Source organism: Pseudomonas sp. MYb60, from assembly GCF_002979555.1.
Lineage (GTDB): Bacteria > Pseudomonadota > Gammaproteobacteria > Pseudomonadales > Pseudomonadaceae > Aquipseudomonas.
Genome location: NZ_PCOZ01000021.1, coordinates 1 through 16,096, shown reverse-complemented (window position 1 = coordinate 16,096; position 16,096 = coordinate 1). Strand labels below are relative to the sequence as shown.

The following is a 16,096-nucleotide window of genomic DNA, read 5'->3' as shown; positions in this document are numbered from 1 at the left end:
GCGCCAAGCGGTACCGGGACTGCCTGGTTTCTCCTGGCATGCGCCACGAAGTGCCGAGGTTCAGGTCTTCTCTGAATACCTGGAAAGCCTTGCGCGAAGACATCGCAGGAATATGACGAACGGGAACAGGGCTTTGTGCAGGCGCCGCCGGCGCTTGATCGCTTCCTTGAGTGCAGAAAATGCAACGCTGCGGTGATACCTGAAAAGCGCCGCGGCTTCGTCTCGGAACACGCGTGCTTTAGTGCTTGGCAGGCCCGTCGCGGGGAAATGCGAGTAACGGCGTTCGCCATTTTTTGCATCCAGGGTCGCCTGGAGGAAACCGTTTGCGAAGGTGCGATCCGGTTCAAGGTGGCAACCTTCCGCCCATTCATTCCAGGCGTTGATGAAAACCAGTTGGTCGCCCTGTTTCTGTTGGGCCCTGTCGATGACGGATGCCAGCCAGAATTCATAGTTGTCGGGTGTGCCGTTGATAACGATCAGGGCTCGCTCTTTGGTTCGAGCGGTATTGTCCCAGGAGGGAAAGACTGTTTTGAACACATCGCCGCTGTCCGGTCCGTCAGTGCGATCAAGGTAGTGCTGGGCAACGGTGGCGTACTGGAAAACATTCCCTTTGAACGCACTGTGAAAACTGATGTGGTCGTTGATGTTCGAAGGGCCGAGGTTATGTGGCGGGAATTCGACGCCGCTATCAAACCCGTAAGCCTTGTAGTTTTGGTTGCCGTGGGTCAGCGCTGCGCAGAGGTGGATCTCACCCATGCCGGCAGCGCGACAATAGTGTCGCCAGTTATTCAATGTTTGGCAGGCGTCGGGCAGGTGTTGAGGGCGATACACAATCAGCAAAGGCTTCCCATCGACGCGGATATAACGTGCATCGTTAAAGAACGGCACGAGGGATTTTATGAAGTTGATATCGTCATCAGGCAGGTATTGTTGTGCGATCAGGACTTCATGCTCGGCGGCATCCCAGCGGCGCGTCCAGTTTTCATTCGCCCAGCATAAGCAGAATGGCATGTCACTGTCGGGGTCCGACAGCATGTCGTCCAGAGGGGCATTTAATATTCGTTGTCCGGAAAACCAGTAATAGTGGTAACAGAAGCCATCAATGCCATATTGCTTTGCCGTCGTAATCTGATCATGCCGTGTGGCCCTGACGCGCAGGTCGTAGAAGCCAAAGTCGGTGGGCAAGTGTGGCTGCAAATGGCCTTCGAATTGTGGCGTTGCCTTGGTGACGTTGGTCCACTCAGTGAAACCCTTGCCCCACCATCGGTCATTTTCGGGCGTGGGATGAAACTGGGAAAGGTAAAAGGCAATGAGTCTCGGATTATTGTTAGGGGTCGCTTGAGCCATGTGTTTTCAGTCCTGTCAGCAGCCGTTGGATGGTCGCCAAAAACTCAATAGCGAATCTAAACGCTCGGGGTGGTTGTTCAGGTGCGTGTCATATTTTTATGCCTAGTTTTCCTAGTGAAGTGCGCAAGGTCTGTTTGAACTGTGGGGACAGGTATGAGCCGACGAGACGCTTTGCAGACGATGCGAAGAGGGGATGAATAATCTGAAGCTTATGTGTGGCGTCAGCGTCAGCCTTTAATCTCAAGGGGGCGCCTGGCCTGTCCATCGGCACGGCTTTAACCACTACTTGATAGGTGGTTGCGTGGGGGCTCAGTCGCAGGCATTGCTGGGTGGCGGATGGCAGTTCAAGCCACTGCGCGGCGAACTCTGTTTCTTCAGGTTGTTTGATGACATAGGCGACCTCCAGGATTTTCAGGTCGGCCTGGGCAAACAAGTCTTCGATGTTTTTCAGGCAAAAAAAGCGTATATGCGTGCGGTCGAGCAAGCCCCAGTCGCGGTATTCGAAGTTGCCGTTGATCAAACAAGCAATGACCGCGGCATGCCCTGCATGGGGGAGGGAGATCACCAGATAACCGTCGTTGCCAGTCAACGGGACCATTCGCTTCAATGTGGTCCAGGGGTCGTAGAGGTGCTCAAGTACATCGGCGGCGACGACCACATCAAACGGTTCCTCGCCGTCCAGCAGTGTCGGCCAATCCTCAGTGTTGAGGTCGGCTTGAAACAGGCGCTCGCAGAAGGGCAATGCTTTTTTTATTGCATCACCGTCCCGTTCAAGCCCTGTGACGGTGCACTGGTTTTCGGTGACGAGAATTTTGGTGATTGAGCCCGGTCCGCAGCCCACTTCCAATACGCGTTTCCTGGCACCCACCATCCGCACCACGTTAGCAGGCGCCGTGGCGGAACGGCTGTCTACATCATATTCATAGGTGTGACGCTGATTCATATAACGATCCCCTGGGTCGATAACTGCGCCATTGAAAAATACCGGCGAGTTCAGGTCATGTTTATCGCAGGCATCAATTACGGGACTTGCCAATAAATGCCGACACCGTCAATTTCCTTTAACTCGGGGTTTAAGGCGCGGGATGTCAGGAAGTCGTTCACCGCTTGCTTGCAGGCCGGGACGACGTGATAGTCATCGATGATGACGAAGCCGCCCGGCGAAACCTTGTCATATAAAGCCTCCAAGGCGTCCATTGTTGACTCGTACATATCGCCGTCCAGGCGCAGCAACGCCAATTGTTGGATAGGTGCAGTTGGGAGGGTGTCCTTGAACCAGCCCTTGAGAAAAACAACTTGCTCGTCAAGCAAGCCATATTTGCTGAAGTTACCCATGACGTGTTCCATGGACACGCTGAGTTCGTCATACGTGTGGAACGTGTCGCCTGTGTCGGCCGGGTACTTTTCCTGGTTGGGCGGCGGCAGCCCCTCGAATGAGTCGGCCACCCACACACGGCGGTCAGTGACGCCGTAGGCATCGAGTACTGCGCGCATCATGATGCAGGCGCCGCCGCGCCAGACACCGGTTTCGATCAAGTCTCCCGGGACCTTGTTGCCCAGGACACTTTCGGTCAGGGCCCGCACGTTGGCCAGGCGCTTTTTTCCTATCATGGTGTGGGCCATGGAGGGCCAGTCCCAACCATATTCCCGGGTTTGAAGATCGAACGGGGCGTTGCCCAAGACCTTGAGCGGAGCGTCCTCATGTATTAGTCCACAGATGCAGTCTTGTATTAATTCCAAGTGTTTATTGATAAGTCGATTACGCTCTGTGGTCAGGTAGGTATCGTCAGTGCGCTTCATGAATAGTTTGCAGGGGGAGCGTAAAAGTGAAAGTCGTGTTTCTGGTCGCTGCTCATTCATAGGATTGCTACCTTGGTTGAGGATGCTGTGCGCCTATTCATTCGTTCGGCTGCTCACTTGTATTAACCAGTTCAATGGCATCGAAAGGTATGCCAATAAGCCCACTGCTGATGCTCGAGCTTGTTGACTCGATAACGAAGGCGTCATTTATCCACTGCAACTGCGTTGCTTCGCTGGGCGAACCCTCTGCGATGGCGACGTCGACTGTGTAATGTCCAACTTTCAATACAGGGAAACGGAAGGTGAATACGCCGCGCACTCGGTCCCCAGAGATGGCGGAAATGGGAGCCAGGCATGTTTCCACGTAGGTATTTTGACCAATCAGTACCTGGCCGAGTCTGTCCTTCAGGTTAAAGCCGATGATCAGGCTCTGGCTTGGCTGTAGAACCGTCGCCTCAATGACGATTTGGACCCTTTCTCCCCCGACGACCCAAGACAACTGACGGCCCTGCAGGTCTTGAATACCTGCATGGGTAATGATTGCGCCGTCGTTGCCGAAGGTTGTTGTTTCAGCGGAAAAGTTGAAGACCTGGAGGTCATTGCGCAGGTTTGAGTGGTTGATGAAGGCACTGCGCATATCGTGTCTTGAGGCGGACGGGGGCGTGAACTCGATGGGTTTGTCCGATGGGCGTTTATCGACCAGCGTTGAGTGGTACCGTTTTGCCAAGAACTGTTCACAGATGTCTTTTGCCGAGCCAATGGCCTTTAACTGGCCTTTTTCCAACCACAGCGCACGATCGCACAAGTTGATGACCGCGCCGGCGTCATGGCTGACGAAAAAAACGGTCCCTGACTTTTTGAAGTCGTGAAGGAAACGCATGCATTTTTGCGCAAACAGTACGTCGCCCACGGCAAGGGCTTCGTCGATCACGAGGATGTCTGCATTGACATTGGCGATGACGGCAAACGCGAGGCGCACATACATGCCTGACGAGTAGCGCTGCACCGGCTGATTGATAAAGTCACCGATGTCGGCAAACGCGATGATAGAGGCGTATTTGCTGTCTATTTCTGCTTTGGTCAGGCCAAGAATCGAACCGTTGAGGTAGATGTTTTCCTTGCCGGTAAATTCCGGATTGAAGCCTGTTCCCAGTTCGAGCAACGCGACGATTTTCCCGTGTGTTTGAATCGAGCCCCGGGTCGCTGAGAGTGTTCCGCAAATCAGCTTGAGCAGCGTGGATTTCCCCGAACCGTTCAATCCCACTATCCCGATGGTCTCGCCTTTCTTTACCTCGAAGCTGATGTTGTTGAGCGCCCAGAATTCGCAAAAGTAGCTTTTCACCGGCAGCCCCAGGGTCCGTTGGAGCCTTGGAAAAAGCATCTGCTTCAGTCGGTCCTGCGGGTGTGCATACATCTCATAACGCTTGCTGAGATGGTCGACCTTTATGATGATTTCAGAGCACATCGGCAAACCCCTTGCGTGTGGTTTGAAAGCAAGCGAACCCCGCCCAGGCCATGGCGGCGCCGATGATGAACAGCAGCGTCAGGGCTGTGAAGTCGGGGGGGTGGCCGATCAGCAGTACGTTTCTGGCCTCTTGAATCACTACCGCAAGGGGATTGAGATGCAGCCAGAATTGGTAACGTTCCGGCAGCGCCGAGATAGGAAAGAACACGGCGGATACAAACAGCATGACGGTGGTGAACAGTTGCGTGACTTGAGCCATGTCTCTGACGTAGACGCCCACTGCTGCAATGGCCCAAGTCAGTCCCAGGGTGCCCAGGAACAGCGGGAAGATAACCAACGGGAAGTAGACGGCCGTGAGGGGAATATGTTGGTGAATGATGAGTTTGGCGATCAATAAGACACTGAAGCTGACCGCCATATGGAACAGTGCGGAGCCAAAGGCGACCCAAGCCAGGATCTCCAGGGGGAAGACCACTTTTTTTACATAGTTTGCGTTGGACAGGATGAGTCCCGGCGCGCGGTTAATGCACTCGGCAAATAGCCCGTGGACCATCAGTCCGACAAACAGAATGATCGCGAAATCGACACCCTCTTCCTGGCCGTTCGATCCCCAGCGTGCTTTGAACACGCCGGAGAATACCAGGGTGTAGATGATCAGCATGAGTATCGGATTAAAGAACGACCAGGCCAGCCCCATCATTGAGCCGCGGTAGCGTCCTACCACTTCTCGTTTGATAAGTGCGGTTATAAGTTTTCGATTACGCCAAAAACTGTCGATAAGCTCGGTGGGGGCAATTGAGTGACGTTGCATCAGCCCGGCACCTCATCATGCAGTGGGCGCCTGTCAGGCTTGAAGTTGTTGCGCGTGCTCGAAGTATTCATCGGCTATAGTTTCTTCAATGCAGCTGCGGCGATCAGGCCCAGATTGCCGAGCAGGGTTTGTCGATACAAATGAGAGCGGAATAGATTGATTAGCCTGAAGGGTAAGGCTTGAGTTCGAAAACGCATGAAGAACGTCAACGTATTTTGATTTTCGCTACTCAAGTGCTCGCGCATGCTCTCCAGCGCGAGAATGTTCTGCGTGTTCCATTCATAGAAGCGCCCACGGAATAACATTCGAATACGATGCAGACGGGCCCGCCAGCTGGAATTGCTTCCCACCAGATTATCGCCATGTTGGCGGTATAAGAGTTGTGGTGCTGAGTCGTAATACACGGTACCGCCTGCACCGGATATCAGGAGGTAGGCCCACCAGTCGTGGGAGGGGATGATCAAAGACGAGTGGGTCTCTTGAATCAAGCGCCGTGCTGCCTGATTGAAGACCATGGTGTTGCCACCCCCGATATTCTGTACCAATGCGTTGGTGAAATGAGGGGAGCGCGAAAAGCAGGGAGAGTAACCGATCGGTGCACCCCTCTCGGAGATGAGTTGGGTGCGGCCGCAGTACAACGCTGGAATGCCAGGGGCAATGGTGTCCAGCCAGGCGATCGCGGTTTTTAGTTTATCGTTGCCCCATATGTCATCTTGATCGGACCATGCATAAATATCCGCTTCAATGTCTGACCTGCGCGTCAAAGAAAGAAAGTTCTTAACATAGCCCTGCTTGGGCCCCGGAATGATCCTGATACACTCACTGCCCCAGCGTCGATGAAAGTCTTGCAGGATCTTCAGGGTACTGTCGGCAGAGCCGTCGTCCGAGACCACCAGCTTCCAGCGTGTGTGAGTTTGTTGTTTGAATGACTCCAGTTGTTCCGTTAAAAAAGACTCGCCGTTGTAGGTGCACATGAGTATTGCAACAGACGATAAGGCGGGCATAGTGAACACCTCCCCTGAATTGAGCGCTTTGGTAGGAGGCAGCCAAATTCATCCATTCAGTGGAGTGTCTCAGAACGCATACTACGAGATGTGCTGAAGGTATCAGAGCTGATACGTGCCCCCGTGTTATTGAAACGTAGCAGATGATTGCCATGTTTCCTAGTGTGCGCAGATGATTTGATGCGTGGGTTTTATTGGGAGGGAAGTGGTTTTGATTAAAGAATGTAAAAAACTGTTTGTTGGCATATTGCCAGTAGTCTAATTCCTTCGGATATAGGCAGTGCTAGTTAGTGGTTAAGACGCTATAACGGTTGTGGCGGTGCGGCTGATATTGTTATATGTAAACTTCCTACAGTCATAGGTCATTCGTTTTTTTCAGGCGCAGTTCCCCGCTCTGGAAACTGCTGGTGTTAGTCGAGCGGGGCAGGGCGCAGGGGAGCAAACTTCAGCGCAAGAGGTAAGCCTTGTTGATGGCGCCCGCAATCTTGCGCGTCAGCCAGCGCGGGCTCAGGCGTGGACTGAAAGTGATCCAGCGGTTGCGTCGGCCAGGAACAATGATGGCTTTGTTCTTTTCCAGGGCGCGGACGGTGTAGAGCGCCACTTCTTCCGGGCTCATCAGCTTGTCGCTGCGCTCGAGCTTGGCGGTATCCATCTGGGCGGTGCCGAAGAATGCCGTGCGTGTCGGGCCAGGGCAGAGGACCGAGACCTTGATGCCGCAGGTTTTCAGCTCTTCACGCAAACCTTCCGAGAAGTGCAGCACATAGGCCTTGCTGGCGTAGTAACTGCTCATCCACGGGCCGGGCTGAAAGGCGGCGATCGACGCGACGTTGAGAATCTGCCCGCCGCCTTGCAAGGCCATGGTGTTGCCGAGTGCGTGGCACATGCGCGTCAGGGCCAGGATGTTGACTTCGATGAGGTCTTGTTCAGTCATCCAATCCTGGGCCAGGAACGGCCCGCTGGTGCCGATGCCGGCGCAATTGACCAGCAGATCAATTTGCCGCTCGCCTTCTTCAAGCTCCAGCAGGAACCCGGACAAGCGCAACGGCTCGCCCAGGTCGCAGGCGCGGAACAGCACTTCGACGCCAAAGCGCTGGGTCAATTCGAGTGCAATGCTTTCCAACTGATCACGCTGGCGGGCCACCAGAATCAAGCTGCGGCCTCGACGGGCCAAGGCTTCGGCCAAGGCCAGGCCGATGCCGCTGGAGGCGCCGGTGATCAGAGCGTAACGGGTCATGCGTTTCTCCATCGCAACGCCGCGAAGCCTGTGATAACGGCATCACAGGCGGCGGGCGTTTCTTCACTGTTCTGGAGAGTCTACAGGTTCGGCTGCGTCGTCAGCACTTTGCGCATCGTCTTCCTCGACGGTGGCGGCCTCGTCTGCGCTCATGGCGCTGGTTTCGTAGCCGCTGTCCACGCTGTCTTCCAACTGGTCCAGGTAGCCGGTCATGTTTAGGATGACCCCGGAGGCGATGACCACTGGAATGAATGCCAGCCACAAGAACGCGAGGACCTTGACCGCGGTGGAGTTGCGCGGCGGTGGCGCGCCGTACTGGTTGGCGCCCGCGTTGCCCGGTAGCACTATCAGCAGCAGCGGGAAGATGCTGCCTATGATGGGCACCAGGTTCAGGAACCACAACCATCCGGACCAGCCGAGGTCATGCAGGCGTTGCACCGTAATCAGGATACTGACCCACAGGAACGCGACGAAAACCGCAATGCCCACCAGCGAGCCGATGACGAGTGCGACCGTTGGCGATCCGACGGAAATGGCCAGGGTGATGGGGAACACCGCGCCGATCACGGCAAAGAGTGCCAGGCTCAGCACCAGCGTCCAGGCCAGGAAGCGCAGGCGGCCGATACGCCCGTGGATGGTCAGTACCTTGAGGGGAGCAAACTCCGGCAGCTCATCGCCAACGGCAGCCCGCGGCGGAGCGTAAGGGGAGGCGGCAGGGTGTGATGAATCGGACGCACCGGAATCGGTTTCGTGGGTTTCGGCGAGGTTGAATGCCAAGGGTTGTTCGGCTTCGATACGAGCATCGACACCGGCGTTCTTGAGTGCCGCGAGGTAGGTTTCGGCATCCGGGTGTGACAGGTCACGTTTGAGCGCAACCGGGCGGCCGGTGAAGAGACTCTCGATGGCGTTGACGTCACTCTTGAACAGTTCGGCCAGGTTCAGTTTTGCCGTGGTGCTTTCAACACCTGGGAGCAGGGCCCCATCAAATACAATCTTGAAACGGTTGTCGCTCATGCGGGCATCCTTGTCACGTCATTTAAAGGTTGGCTCAGCGCGGCCAGCGCAACCGGGTTGCCTGCACATGCGCCTTGCGGTATTCGTCATCCAGGCGAGCGACGAGTTCATCAACGCTGGGCAAATCGTCAATTTCGCCTACGCCTTGGCCGGCGGACCACACGGTTTTCCAGGCCTTGGCTTCGTCGCCCAAAGGCTTGAGCTTGGAGCCGGCGCCTGCTTCGCCCTTGACCTGCAGGGCACTGAGATCGACCCCGGCGTTTTCCAGGCTCTGGCGCATGAAGCTGGCGGGCACGCCGGATACTGCAGGAGTGTGCACGATGTCGGCGGCCCGCGATGTGAGCAGCATCTGTTTATAGGCTTGTGGCGCGTGGCTTTCGGTGGTGCCGATAAAGCGCGTGCCGAAATAGGCAAGGTCTGCCCCCAGCAACTGGGCGGCGAGAATTTCGTGACCATGGTTCAGGCAACCGGCCAGCAGCAGGGTTTTATCGAAGAACTGTCGAATCTCGGCGATGAGCGCGAACGGGCTCCAAGTCCCCGTATGGCCGCCGGCCCCTGCTGCCACCGCAATCAGGCCATCCACACCGGCCTCGGCGGCTTTTTCCGCATGGCGCCGAGTAGTGACGTCATGGAAGACCAGCCCGCCATAGCTGTGCACCGCATCGACCAATTCTTTTACCGCCCCCAGGCTGGTGATGACGATGGGCACTTTGTGCTCGACGCAGATCGCGAGGTCAGCCTCCAGCCGGGGATTGCTGTTATGCACGATCAAGTTGACGGCATACGGCGCGGGGTTTTCCAGTTGCGCCAGGCCCGCTTCGATTTCTTCCAGCCAGGCCTTGAAGCCACTGCTCTCACGCTGGTTCAGTGCCGGGAAGCTCCCGACGACACCATTGCGGCAGCACGCCAGGACCAGTTGCGGGTTGGAAATCAGGAACATCGGCGCCACCACCACGGGCAGGCGCAGACGTTGTTCAAGCAAAGCGGGCAGCGACATTTCAGGTACCCCGAGTGATTGAAGTTAGAACGGTTTGACCACGACCAAAATTACGATAGCCAGCAATAACAGCACCGGGACTTCATTGAACCAGCGATAAAAGACATGGCTGCGGGTGTTTTCGCCACGGGCAAAGCGTTTCACCTGGGCGCCGCACATATGGTGGTAGCCGATGAGCAACACGACCAGCGTCAGTTTGGCGTGGATCCAGGCGCCCGATTGAAAGATGGCAGGGTTGAGGTAAATCAGCCAGCCACCGAATAACAAGGTGGCGATCATTGCTGGCCCCATGATGCCGCGGTACAGCTTGCGCTCCATGACGCTGAAACGCTCTTTGCTGACGGTGTCCTCGCTTTGGGCGTGGTAGACGAACAGGCGCGGCAGGTAGAACAGCCCGGCAAACCAGCAGACGATGCTGACGATGTGGAAGGCTTTGATCCATAGATAGAGCATTTCTAGTTATTCCCAGGTTCACGGTAACTGAAGATAGTAGTGGCTCATTAGCCCGTACGTCACGTTGACGGTTGTCGCAGGACGATACGGCCCCTATTATCGACGGCTTTCCAGTGGGTTCGTTGAGGGCAGGTTTATGGTCAAGGTCGGTATCGTCGGCGGCACGGGTTACACCGGTGTCGAATTGCTGCGTCTGTTGGCTCAGCATCCGCAAGCTGAGGTGGTGGTCATCACTTCCCGATCCGAGGCCGGGCTGGCCGTGGCCGATATGTACCCGAACCTGCGAGGCCACTATGACGGCCTGGCATTCAGTGTTCCGGACATCAAGACCCTGGGCGCTTGCGACGTAGTGTTTTTTGCCACGCCTCATGGTGTTGCCCATGCGCTGGCCGGCGAATTGCTGGCAGCCGGTACCAAGGTCATCGACCTGTCGGCAGACTTCCGTCTGCAGGACGCCGATGAGTGGGCCAAGTGGTACGGCCAGCCGCACGGTGCCCCAGAGTTGCTGGAGGAGGCGGTCTATGGCCTGCCGGAAGTCAATCGTGAGCAGATCAAGCAAGCGCGCCTGATTGCGGTGCCGGGTTGCTATCCGACCGCAACGCAGCTGGGTTTCCTGCCGCTGCTCGAGGCCGGGCTGGCGGATGCGTCGCGTTTGATCGCTGACTGCAAATCGGGTGTCAGTGGCGCTGGTCGTGGTGCGGCGGTAGGTTCGCTGTACTCCGAGACGTCGGAAAGCATGAAGGCCTATGCGGTTAAAGGGCACCGTCACTTGCCGGAAATCCGCCAGGGGCTGCGTCGCGCGGCAGGCAAGGATGTGGGCCTGACGTTCGTGCCGCACCTGACGCCGATGATCCGCGGTATTCACTCCACGTTGTACGCAACCGTGGTTGACCGCTCGATAGACCTGCAAGCGTTGTTTGAAAAGCGTTACGCCAATGAGCCGTTCGTCGACGTGATGCCTGCTGGCAGCCACCCGGAAACTCGCAGCGTGCGCGGTGCCAATGTGTGCCGGATTGCCGTACATCGTCCCCAGGATGGCGACCTGGTCGTGGTGCTATCGGTGATCGACAACCTGGTCAAGGGTGCGTCGGGCCAGGCGGTGCAGAACATGAACATCCTGTTCGGCCTGGATGAGAAGTTGGGCCTGTCCCACGCGGGCATGCTGCCTTGAGCCTGCGCGGCTGATGTGCAAAAGGCCCGTCGATCGGGCCTTTTGTGTTTTTGATGGCGGCTGGGCAGATTGATATACCGTAACAATAGTTGACCGCTTTTCTAGGAGAAGCGGATAATGCCCGGCATTACGCATAGGGCGGCGCTACGCCGGGAGATTATCAGCATGAGCGTTGAATCCTTCACCCCCACGGCTTTGCAATTCACCCACGGTGCTGCGCACAAGGTGAAGAGCCTGGTCGATGAAGAGGGTAATGATCGCTTGAAGCTGCGCGTATTTGTTACGGGCGGCGGTTGTTCAGGGTTTCAGTACGGTTTTACCTTCGATGAAGATGTGGCGGATGACGACACCATCGTCGAACGCGAGGGCGTGAGCCTGGTCGTCGACCCAATGAGTTTCCAATACCTGGCAGGCGCCGAGGTGGACTACCAGGAAGGTCTGGAAGGCTCGCGTTTCGTGATCAAGAACCCGAATGCCACGACGACGTGTGGTTGCGGGTCTTCGTTCTCGATCTGATCGAGCGCGCAGACGAAAACGCCGCTTGGCTGTGACAGGCCAAGCGGCGTTTTGCTGTCAGCTGATTTGATGGCGGGTCAGGCGGGGTAGATTGCGCCGAGTACTCGAAGCCCGCGTGCGCCGGTAACGCTGGGCCGGTTGGCGGCAATGCCTTCAAGGCAGCAATGGGCCAGCCATGCAAAAGCCATGGCTTCGACCCAGTCCGGGTCCACGCCGTGAGTAGCGGTGCTGCTCACCTGAGTGGGTGCAAGCAAGCTGGCCAGTCGGCTCATCAGTGCGCCGTTGTGGGCACCGCCACCGCAGACCAGCAGGGTTTCGGTCTGGGGCTGAGCGGTTTGCAGCGACTCGACGATGGTCAGGGCGGTCAATTCCAGGAGTGTCGCCTGGATATCCTGAGGTCGATAGGTCGGCATTGGGGCAAGATGCTGTTGCAGCCAAGCCAGGTTGAAGACTTCACGACCGGTGCTTTTCGGGCCTTTGGTCGAGAAGAACGAATCGCTGAGCAGGGTATTGAGCAACTGAGGCTCGACCCTGCCGCTGGCTGCCCACTGACCATCGCGATCAAAGTGCTCACCCCGTTGCAGGTGGATCCAGGCGTCCAGCAGCACATTGCCGGGTCCGCAGTCGAAACCGGATACAGGCTTGCCTGTCTCGATCAGGCTCAGGTTGCTGAACCCTCCTACGTTCAATACCGCTCGATTGCCGGTGCTTTCACCAAACAGTGCTTCGTGGAATGCCGGTACCAGCGGCGCGCCCTGACCGCCGGCAGCGACGTCGCGACTGCGAAAGTCGCTCACAACGCTGATGCCGGTGAGTTCGGTGAGCAGCGCCGGGTTGCCGATTTGCACGGTGAAGCCACGCGCGGGTTCATGGCGGATGGTCTGGCCATGACTGCCAATCGCCCGGATGTCCTGAGGCTTGAGGTTATGCTGGTCCAGCAAGGTGTGAATGCCCTGGGCGGCGAGGGTTACCCAGTTCTGTTGGGCGATCGCCGAGCGAGCGATCTCATCCGGACCGCTGGCGCACAAGCCCAGTAGCTCAGTGCGTAAAGCATCAGGCATGGGGGTGTAGTGCGTGGCGATCAGTCTGATCGCCGTGTCTTGTTCGATCAGGGCAATGTCCAGGCCATCAAGGCTGGTCCCGGACATCACGCCTATATAGAGCGGCATGGTTTAGCGTTTCGCCGAGGCAAGCAGGGTAGAACGTTCCTGATCCATGCGGGCCATCAGTGGCTGGCTCTGTTGCATGAAGCGCGCGCGTTCGGCCTTGGCGATCGGGTCGGCCATCGGCAGTTTCTGGCCCAGCGGGTCGACGTGCACGCCATTGACCTGGAACTCATAGTGCAAGTGCGGGCCGGTAGACAGACCAGTGGTGCCGATGTAACCGATGACCTGGCCCTGCTTGACGTTGCCGCCGGTCTTCACGCCCTTGGCAAAGCCTTGCATGTGGCCATAGAGCGTGCGGTACGTGTTGCCGTGCTGGATGATCACGGTATTCCCGTAGCCACCACGACGCCCGGCCAGCAGCACCTTGCCGTCACCGGCGGCCTTGATCGGGGTGCCGCGGGGGGCGGCGTAGTCGACGCCTTTGTGGGCGCGGATTTTGTTCAGAATTGGATGCTTGCGACCCATGGAGAAACGCGAGCTAATGCGTGCGAAGTCCACCGGCGTGCGGATGAAGGCCTTGCGCATACTGTTACCGTCGGCGGTGTAGTAGCTGCTGTTACCTTGCTTGTTGGTGTAGCGCACGGCGGTGTAGGTCTTGCCGCGATTGGTGAACCGTGCGGAAAGAATATTGCCGGTGCCGACCACCTTGCCGTTGGCGACTTTCTGTTCATAGATCACGTCGAATTCGTCGCCCTGGCGGATGTCCTGGGCGAAGTCGATGTCGTAGCCGAACACGCTGGCCATGTCCATGGTCATGCTGTGGGACAAGCCCGCGCGGGCCGCCGATTGCGACAGGGAGCTATTGATCACGCCGTGTACGTAGGCAGAGCGCATCACTGGCTTGGTGGTGATGCGATTGAACGCGAAGCCTTTGGCGCCCTTGGTGAGGCTGATGCTTTCAAGGTCGCTGACATTGGTGTGCAGGGTGTTCAACTGGCCGTCGGGAGACAGTTCGAATTCAAGTTTCTGGCCGCGTTTCAACTGGGTGAATTGCTTGGCTTGTTTGTCGCTGGCCAGCACTTCGTTAACAGTCGCGGTGGGGAGGCCTACCTTCTCGAACAGCGTGGAGAGCGTGTCTCCTTTCGTCACGAGGACTTCGCGATGTTGCGGGCTCTTTGCGGCGGCGGGTGCCGGCTGGGCCTGGGCAGCTTGTTGGGTATCTTCGGGCGTGCTTTCTATTTGGGCGAACGGTGATTCGGTTGAAGCATTTGTGGCTTGCTGCGTGTCGGAAGCGTCTTGATCTTGTGTGAGTTGTTCAACGGGACTTTCCAGGTCAAGGCTCAGGGATGTCCGTTTGGCTTCTACGTCACTGGAAGGGAATACCAGGAGTGCCAGGCTGAGAAGGGCGGCGATACCACTTGCGGCGAGCAGGTGGGTCTTCGGGTAAAGCGGCGGCGCTTTAGACGGTTCAGTGGTCATAGGTAATTTTGACTTTGAAGATGAAATGGAAAAGATGAATGACATGATGAAGATGAAATAACTGTATAAAATATAACCAAATCATCTGTGGTGCAAGCTTGCGAACGCTGGGCTTGCTGAACGGTGTCCGTGCGCAGGGCAAAACTTGTAATTAGTCCCTGATCTTGTATGGTTGGTTCCCTTTTGAATCTGAGCCTTGCGGGTCTGTTATGAAGTCGGTTGAAGAGCAGCTAGCGCTGATAAAACGTGGTGCGGAAGAACTGTTGGTCGAAGCTGAGCTGATCGAGAAGCTCAAGCGTGGCCAGCCCCTGCGTATCAAGGCTGGCTTTGATCCGACCGCGCCGGATCTGCACCTGGGTCACACCGTGCTTATTAATAAGCTGCGTCAGTTCCAGGAGCTGGGGCATCAGGTCATCTTCCTTATAGGTGACTTCACCGGCATGATCGGTGACCCGAGCGGCAAGAGCGCCACGCGCCCGCCGTTGACCCGTGAGCAGGTGCTCGATAACGCCGAGACCTACAAGACCCAGGTCTTCAAGATTCTCGACCCGGCCAAGACCGAGGTGGCGTTCAACTCCACCTGGATGGATCAAATGGGGCCGGCAGACTTCATTCGCCTGACGTCCCAGTACACCGTGGCGCGGATGCTGGAGCGTGACGACTTCGACAAGCGCTACTCCACCAATCAGCCAATCGCGATTCATGAGTTTCTCTATCCGCTGGTTCAGGGCTATGACTCTGTGGCGTTGCGTGCAGATGTGGAGCTCGGAGGTACCGATCAGAAGTTCAACCTGCTGATGGGGCGGGAGTTGCAGCGCGCCTATGGGCAGGAAGCTCAGTGCATTCTCACCATGCCGTTGCTGGAAGGGCTGGATGGCGTCAAGAAGATGTCCAAGTCGTTGGGCAACTATGTTGGTATTCAGGAAGCGCCAGGTGTGATGTACGGCAAGCTGGTTTCCATTCCTGACGCGCTGATGTGGCGCTACTTCGAGCTGTTGAGCTTCCGCTCGATGGATGAGATCAATGCGCTGCGTGCTGATGTGGCAGCGGGCGCGAATCCGCGTGATGTGAAGATTCTGCTGGCGGAAGAGATTGTGGCGCGCTTTCACGGTGAAGAGGCTGCGGCCAATGCTCACCGCGCGGCCGGTAATCGTATGAAGGACGGTGAGCTGCCTGACGATCTGCCTGAAATCGAGCTGTCTGCTGCCGAGGCAATGCCCATTGCGGCTGTGCTCAATAAGGCCGGCCTGGTCAAGAACTCGGCGGTTGCTCGCGATCTGTTGGGTTCCGGTGGTGTACGTATAGATGGTGAGGTCGTGGATCGCACCTTTATATACGAGCTGGGCGCTACCCACGTTTGTCAGGCGGGCAAGAAGGCATTTGCGCGTATTACGCTCAAATCCGAATAAAACGGAAATCAGGTGTTGACGGCGAATTATATCTGTCTATAATTCGCCCCACTTCCGGCGCAGTCGAAGCGGAAAACTCCTTGGTAAACAATGAGTTATGTAGGTTTCGGCAGCAGGTTGCTTCAGTTCATCGAAGTGATCAGGAAGTTGAAAAAGAGGTGTTGACAGCAGCGTGTAACGCTGTAGAATTCGCCTCCCGCTAACGAGTGATCGGAAGCGCAAGTGGTTGAAGTTGTTGAAGAATTCTTCGAAAACTTCTGAAAATAATCACTTGACAGCAAATGAGGCTG

At 56.7% G+C, this 16,096-nt stretch carries 15 protein-coding genes; 3 read left to right on the top strand and 12 right to left on the bottom strand.

Going from position 1 to position 16,096, the window contains the following annotated elements; all coding sequences use genetic code 11:
• Positions 1-60: 60 nt before the first annotated feature.
• The 10 genes from CQ041_RS23195 to hemJ all read right to left on the bottom strand — a co-directional run bounded on the left by CQ041_RS23195 (position 61) and on the right by hemJ (position 10,125).
• Positions 61-1,347: a glycoside hydrolase family 99-like domain-containing protein gene (locus tag CQ041_RS23195; RefSeq protein ID WP_105524702.1), complete on the bottom strand. Its 1,287-nt coding sequence runs from the start codon at positions 1,345-1,347 to the stop codon at positions 61-63.
• Positions 1,348-1,435: 88 nt separating this feature from the next.
• On the bottom strand, positions 1,436-2,290 hold the full coding sequence (locus CQ041_RS23190) for a bifunctional 2-polyprenyl-6-hydroxyphenol methylase/3-demethylubiquinol 3-O-methyltransferase UbiG (protein ID WP_105524700.1): 855 nt from the start codon (positions 2,288-2,290) through the stop codon (positions 1,436-1,438).
• A 77-nt stretch (positions 2,291-2,367) separates the two neighbouring features.
• Complete coding sequence (locus tag CQ041_RS23185; RefSeq protein ID WP_105524698.1) at positions 2,368-3,147, bottom strand: TylF/MycF family methyltransferase; 780 nt, start codon at positions 3,145-3,147, stop codon at positions 2,368-2,370.
• Between the two features lie 97 nt (positions 3,148-3,244).
• A complete protein-coding gene (locus tag CQ041_RS23180) occupies positions 3,245-4,612 on the bottom strand; it encodes an ABC transporter ATP-binding protein (protein WP_105524696.1) in 1,368 nt (455 codons plus the stop codon).
• The gene (locus CQ041_RS23175; RefSeq protein WP_105524694.1) at positions 4,602-5,423 is read right to left on the bottom strand and encodes an ABC transporter permease; all 822 of its coding nucleotides are present in this window, start codon (positions 5,421-5,423) and stop codon (positions 4,602-4,604) included. The genes CQ041_RS23180 and CQ041_RS23175 overlap by 11 nt, the downstream gene beginning before the upstream one ends.
• Positions 5,424-5,497: 74 nt before the next feature.
• Positions 5,498-6,427, bottom strand: coding sequence for a glycosyltransferase family 2 protein (locus tag CQ041_RS23170; protein WP_240995292.1), 930 nt, complete (start codon positions 6,425-6,427; stop codon positions 5,498-5,500).
• A 445-nt stretch (positions 6,428-6,872) separates the two neighbouring features.
• On the bottom strand, positions 6,873-7,661 hold the full coding sequence (locus CQ041_RS23165) for an SDR family oxidoreductase (protein WP_105524692.1): 789 nt from the start codon (positions 7,659-7,661) through the stop codon (positions 6,873-6,875).
• Between the two features lie 63 nt (positions 7,662-7,724).
• Positions 7,725-8,675 carry a DUF805 domain-containing protein gene (locus CQ041_RS23160; protein WP_105524690.1) on the bottom strand — a complete coding sequence of 317 codons (951 nt, stop codon included), beginning with the start codon at positions 8,673-8,675 and terminating at the stop codon, positions 7,725-7,727.
• A gap of 34 nt (positions 8,676-8,709) precedes the next feature.
• A complete protein-coding gene (locus CQ041_RS23155; RefSeq protein WP_105524688.1) occupies positions 8,710-9,672 on the bottom strand; it encodes a nitronate monooxygenase family protein in 963 nt (320 codons plus the stop codon).
• Positions 9,673-9,696: 24 nt separating this feature from the next.
• Positions 9,697-10,125, bottom strand: a complete 429-nt coding sequence (gene hemJ / locus CQ041_RS23150) for a protoporphyrinogen oxidase HemJ (RefSeq protein ID WP_105524686.1) — start codon at positions 10,123-10,125, stop codon at positions 9,697-9,699.
• 136 nt (positions 10,126-10,261) lie between these two features.
• Between hemJ and argC the strand changes: the two genes are divergently transcribed.
• Positions 10,262-11,296: an N-acetyl-gamma-glutamyl-phosphate reductase gene (argC, locus tag CQ041_RS23145; RefSeq protein WP_105524684.1), complete on the top strand. Its 1,035-nt coding sequence runs from the start codon at positions 10,262-10,264 to the stop codon at positions 11,294-11,296.
• Between the two features lie 165 nt (positions 11,297-11,461).
• A complete protein-coding gene (gene erpA, locus CQ041_RS23140) occupies positions 11,462-11,812 on the top strand; it encodes an iron-sulfur cluster insertion protein ErpA (RefSeq protein ID WP_003176443.1) in 351 nt (116 codons plus the stop codon).
• 77 nt (positions 11,813-11,889) lie between these two features.
• Here erpA and CQ041_RS23135 read toward each other — a convergent pair whose 3' ends face one another.
• Together CQ041_RS23135 and CQ041_RS23130 are read right to left on the bottom strand one after the other, a co-directional pair.
• A complete protein-coding gene (locus CQ041_RS23135) occupies positions 11,890-12,981 on the bottom strand; it encodes an anhydro-N-acetylmuramic acid kinase (RefSeq protein WP_105524682.1) in 1,092 nt (363 codons plus the stop codon).
• Between the two features lie 3 nt (positions 12,982-12,984).
• Positions 12,985-14,397 carry a peptidoglycan DD-metalloendopeptidase family protein gene (locus CQ041_RS23130; protein ID WP_105524680.1) on the bottom strand — a complete coding sequence of 471 codons (1,413 nt, stop codon included), beginning with the start codon at positions 14,395-14,397 and terminating at the stop codon, positions 12,985-12,987.
• A 209-nt stretch (positions 14,398-14,606) separates the two neighbouring features.
• On the opposite strand from CQ041_RS23130, the gene tyrS reads away from it, so the two are divergent.
• Positions 14,607-15,806, top strand: a complete 1,200-nt coding sequence (gene tyrS, locus CQ041_RS23125) for a tyrosine--tRNA ligase (protein ID WP_105524678.1) — start codon at positions 14,607-14,609, stop codon at positions 15,804-15,806.
• Positions 15,807-16,096 lie beyond the last annotated feature (290 nt).

Excerpts from the sequence above, each read along its gene's own strand:
- CQ041_RS23135 (WP_105524682.1), bottom strand. The coding sequence starts at position 12,981 with ATGCCGCTCTATATAGGCGTGATGTCCGGGACCAGCCTTGATGGCCTG.
- argC (WP_105524684.1), top strand. The coding sequence starts at position 10,262 with ATGGTCAAGGTCGGTATCGTCGGCGGCACGGGTTACACCGGTGTCGAA.
- erpA (WP_003176443.1), top strand. The coding sequence starts at position 11,462 with ATGAGCGTTGAATCCTTCACCCCCACGGCTTTGCAATTCACCCACGGT.
- CQ041_RS23175 (WP_105524694.1), bottom strand. The coding sequence starts at position 5,423 with ATGCAACGTCACTCAATTGCCCCCACCGAGCTTATCGACAGTTTTTGG.
- tyrS (WP_105524678.1), top strand. The coding sequence starts at position 14,607 with ATGAAGTCGGTTGAAGAGCAGCTAGCGCTGATAAAACGTGGTGCGGAA.
- CQ041_RS23130 (WP_105524680.1), bottom strand. The coding sequence starts at position 14,397 with ATGACCACTGAACCGTCTAAAGCGCCGCCGCTTTACCCGAAGACCCAC.
- CQ041_RS23185 (WP_105524698.1), bottom strand. The coding sequence starts at position 3,147 with ATGAAGCGCACTGACGATACCTACCTGACCACAGAGCGTAATCGACTT.
- CQ041_RS23165 (WP_105524692.1), bottom strand. The coding sequence starts at position 7,661 with ATGACCCGTTACGCTCTGATCACCGGCGCCTCCAGCGGCATCGGCCTG.
- CQ041_RS23180 (WP_105524696.1), bottom strand. The coding sequence starts at position 4,612 with ATGTGCTCTGAAATCATCATAAAGGTCGACCATCTCAGCAAGCGTTAT.
- CQ041_RS23190 (WP_105524700.1), bottom strand. The coding sequence starts at position 2,290 with ATGAATCAGCGTCACACCTATGAATATGATGTAGACAGCCGTTCCGCC.
- CQ041_RS23170 (WP_240995292.1), bottom strand. The coding sequence starts at position 6,427 with ATGCCCGCCTTATCGTCTGTTGCAATACTCATGTGCACCTACAACGGC.
- hemJ (WP_105524686.1), bottom strand. The coding sequence starts at position 10,125 with ATGCTCTATCTATGGATCAAAGCCTTCCACATCGTCAGCATCGTCTGC.
- CQ041_RS23160 (WP_105524690.1), bottom strand. The coding sequence starts at position 8,675 with ATGAGCGACAACCGTTTCAAGATTGTATTTGATGGGGCCCTGCTCCCA.
- CQ041_RS23155 (WP_105524688.1), bottom strand. The coding sequence starts at position 9,672 with ATGTCGCTGCCCGCTTTGCTTGAACAACGTCTGCGCCTGCCCGTGGTG.
- CQ041_RS23195 (WP_105524702.1), bottom strand. The coding sequence starts at position 1,347 with ATGGCTCAAGCGACCCCTAACAATAATCCGAGACTCATTGCCTTTTAC.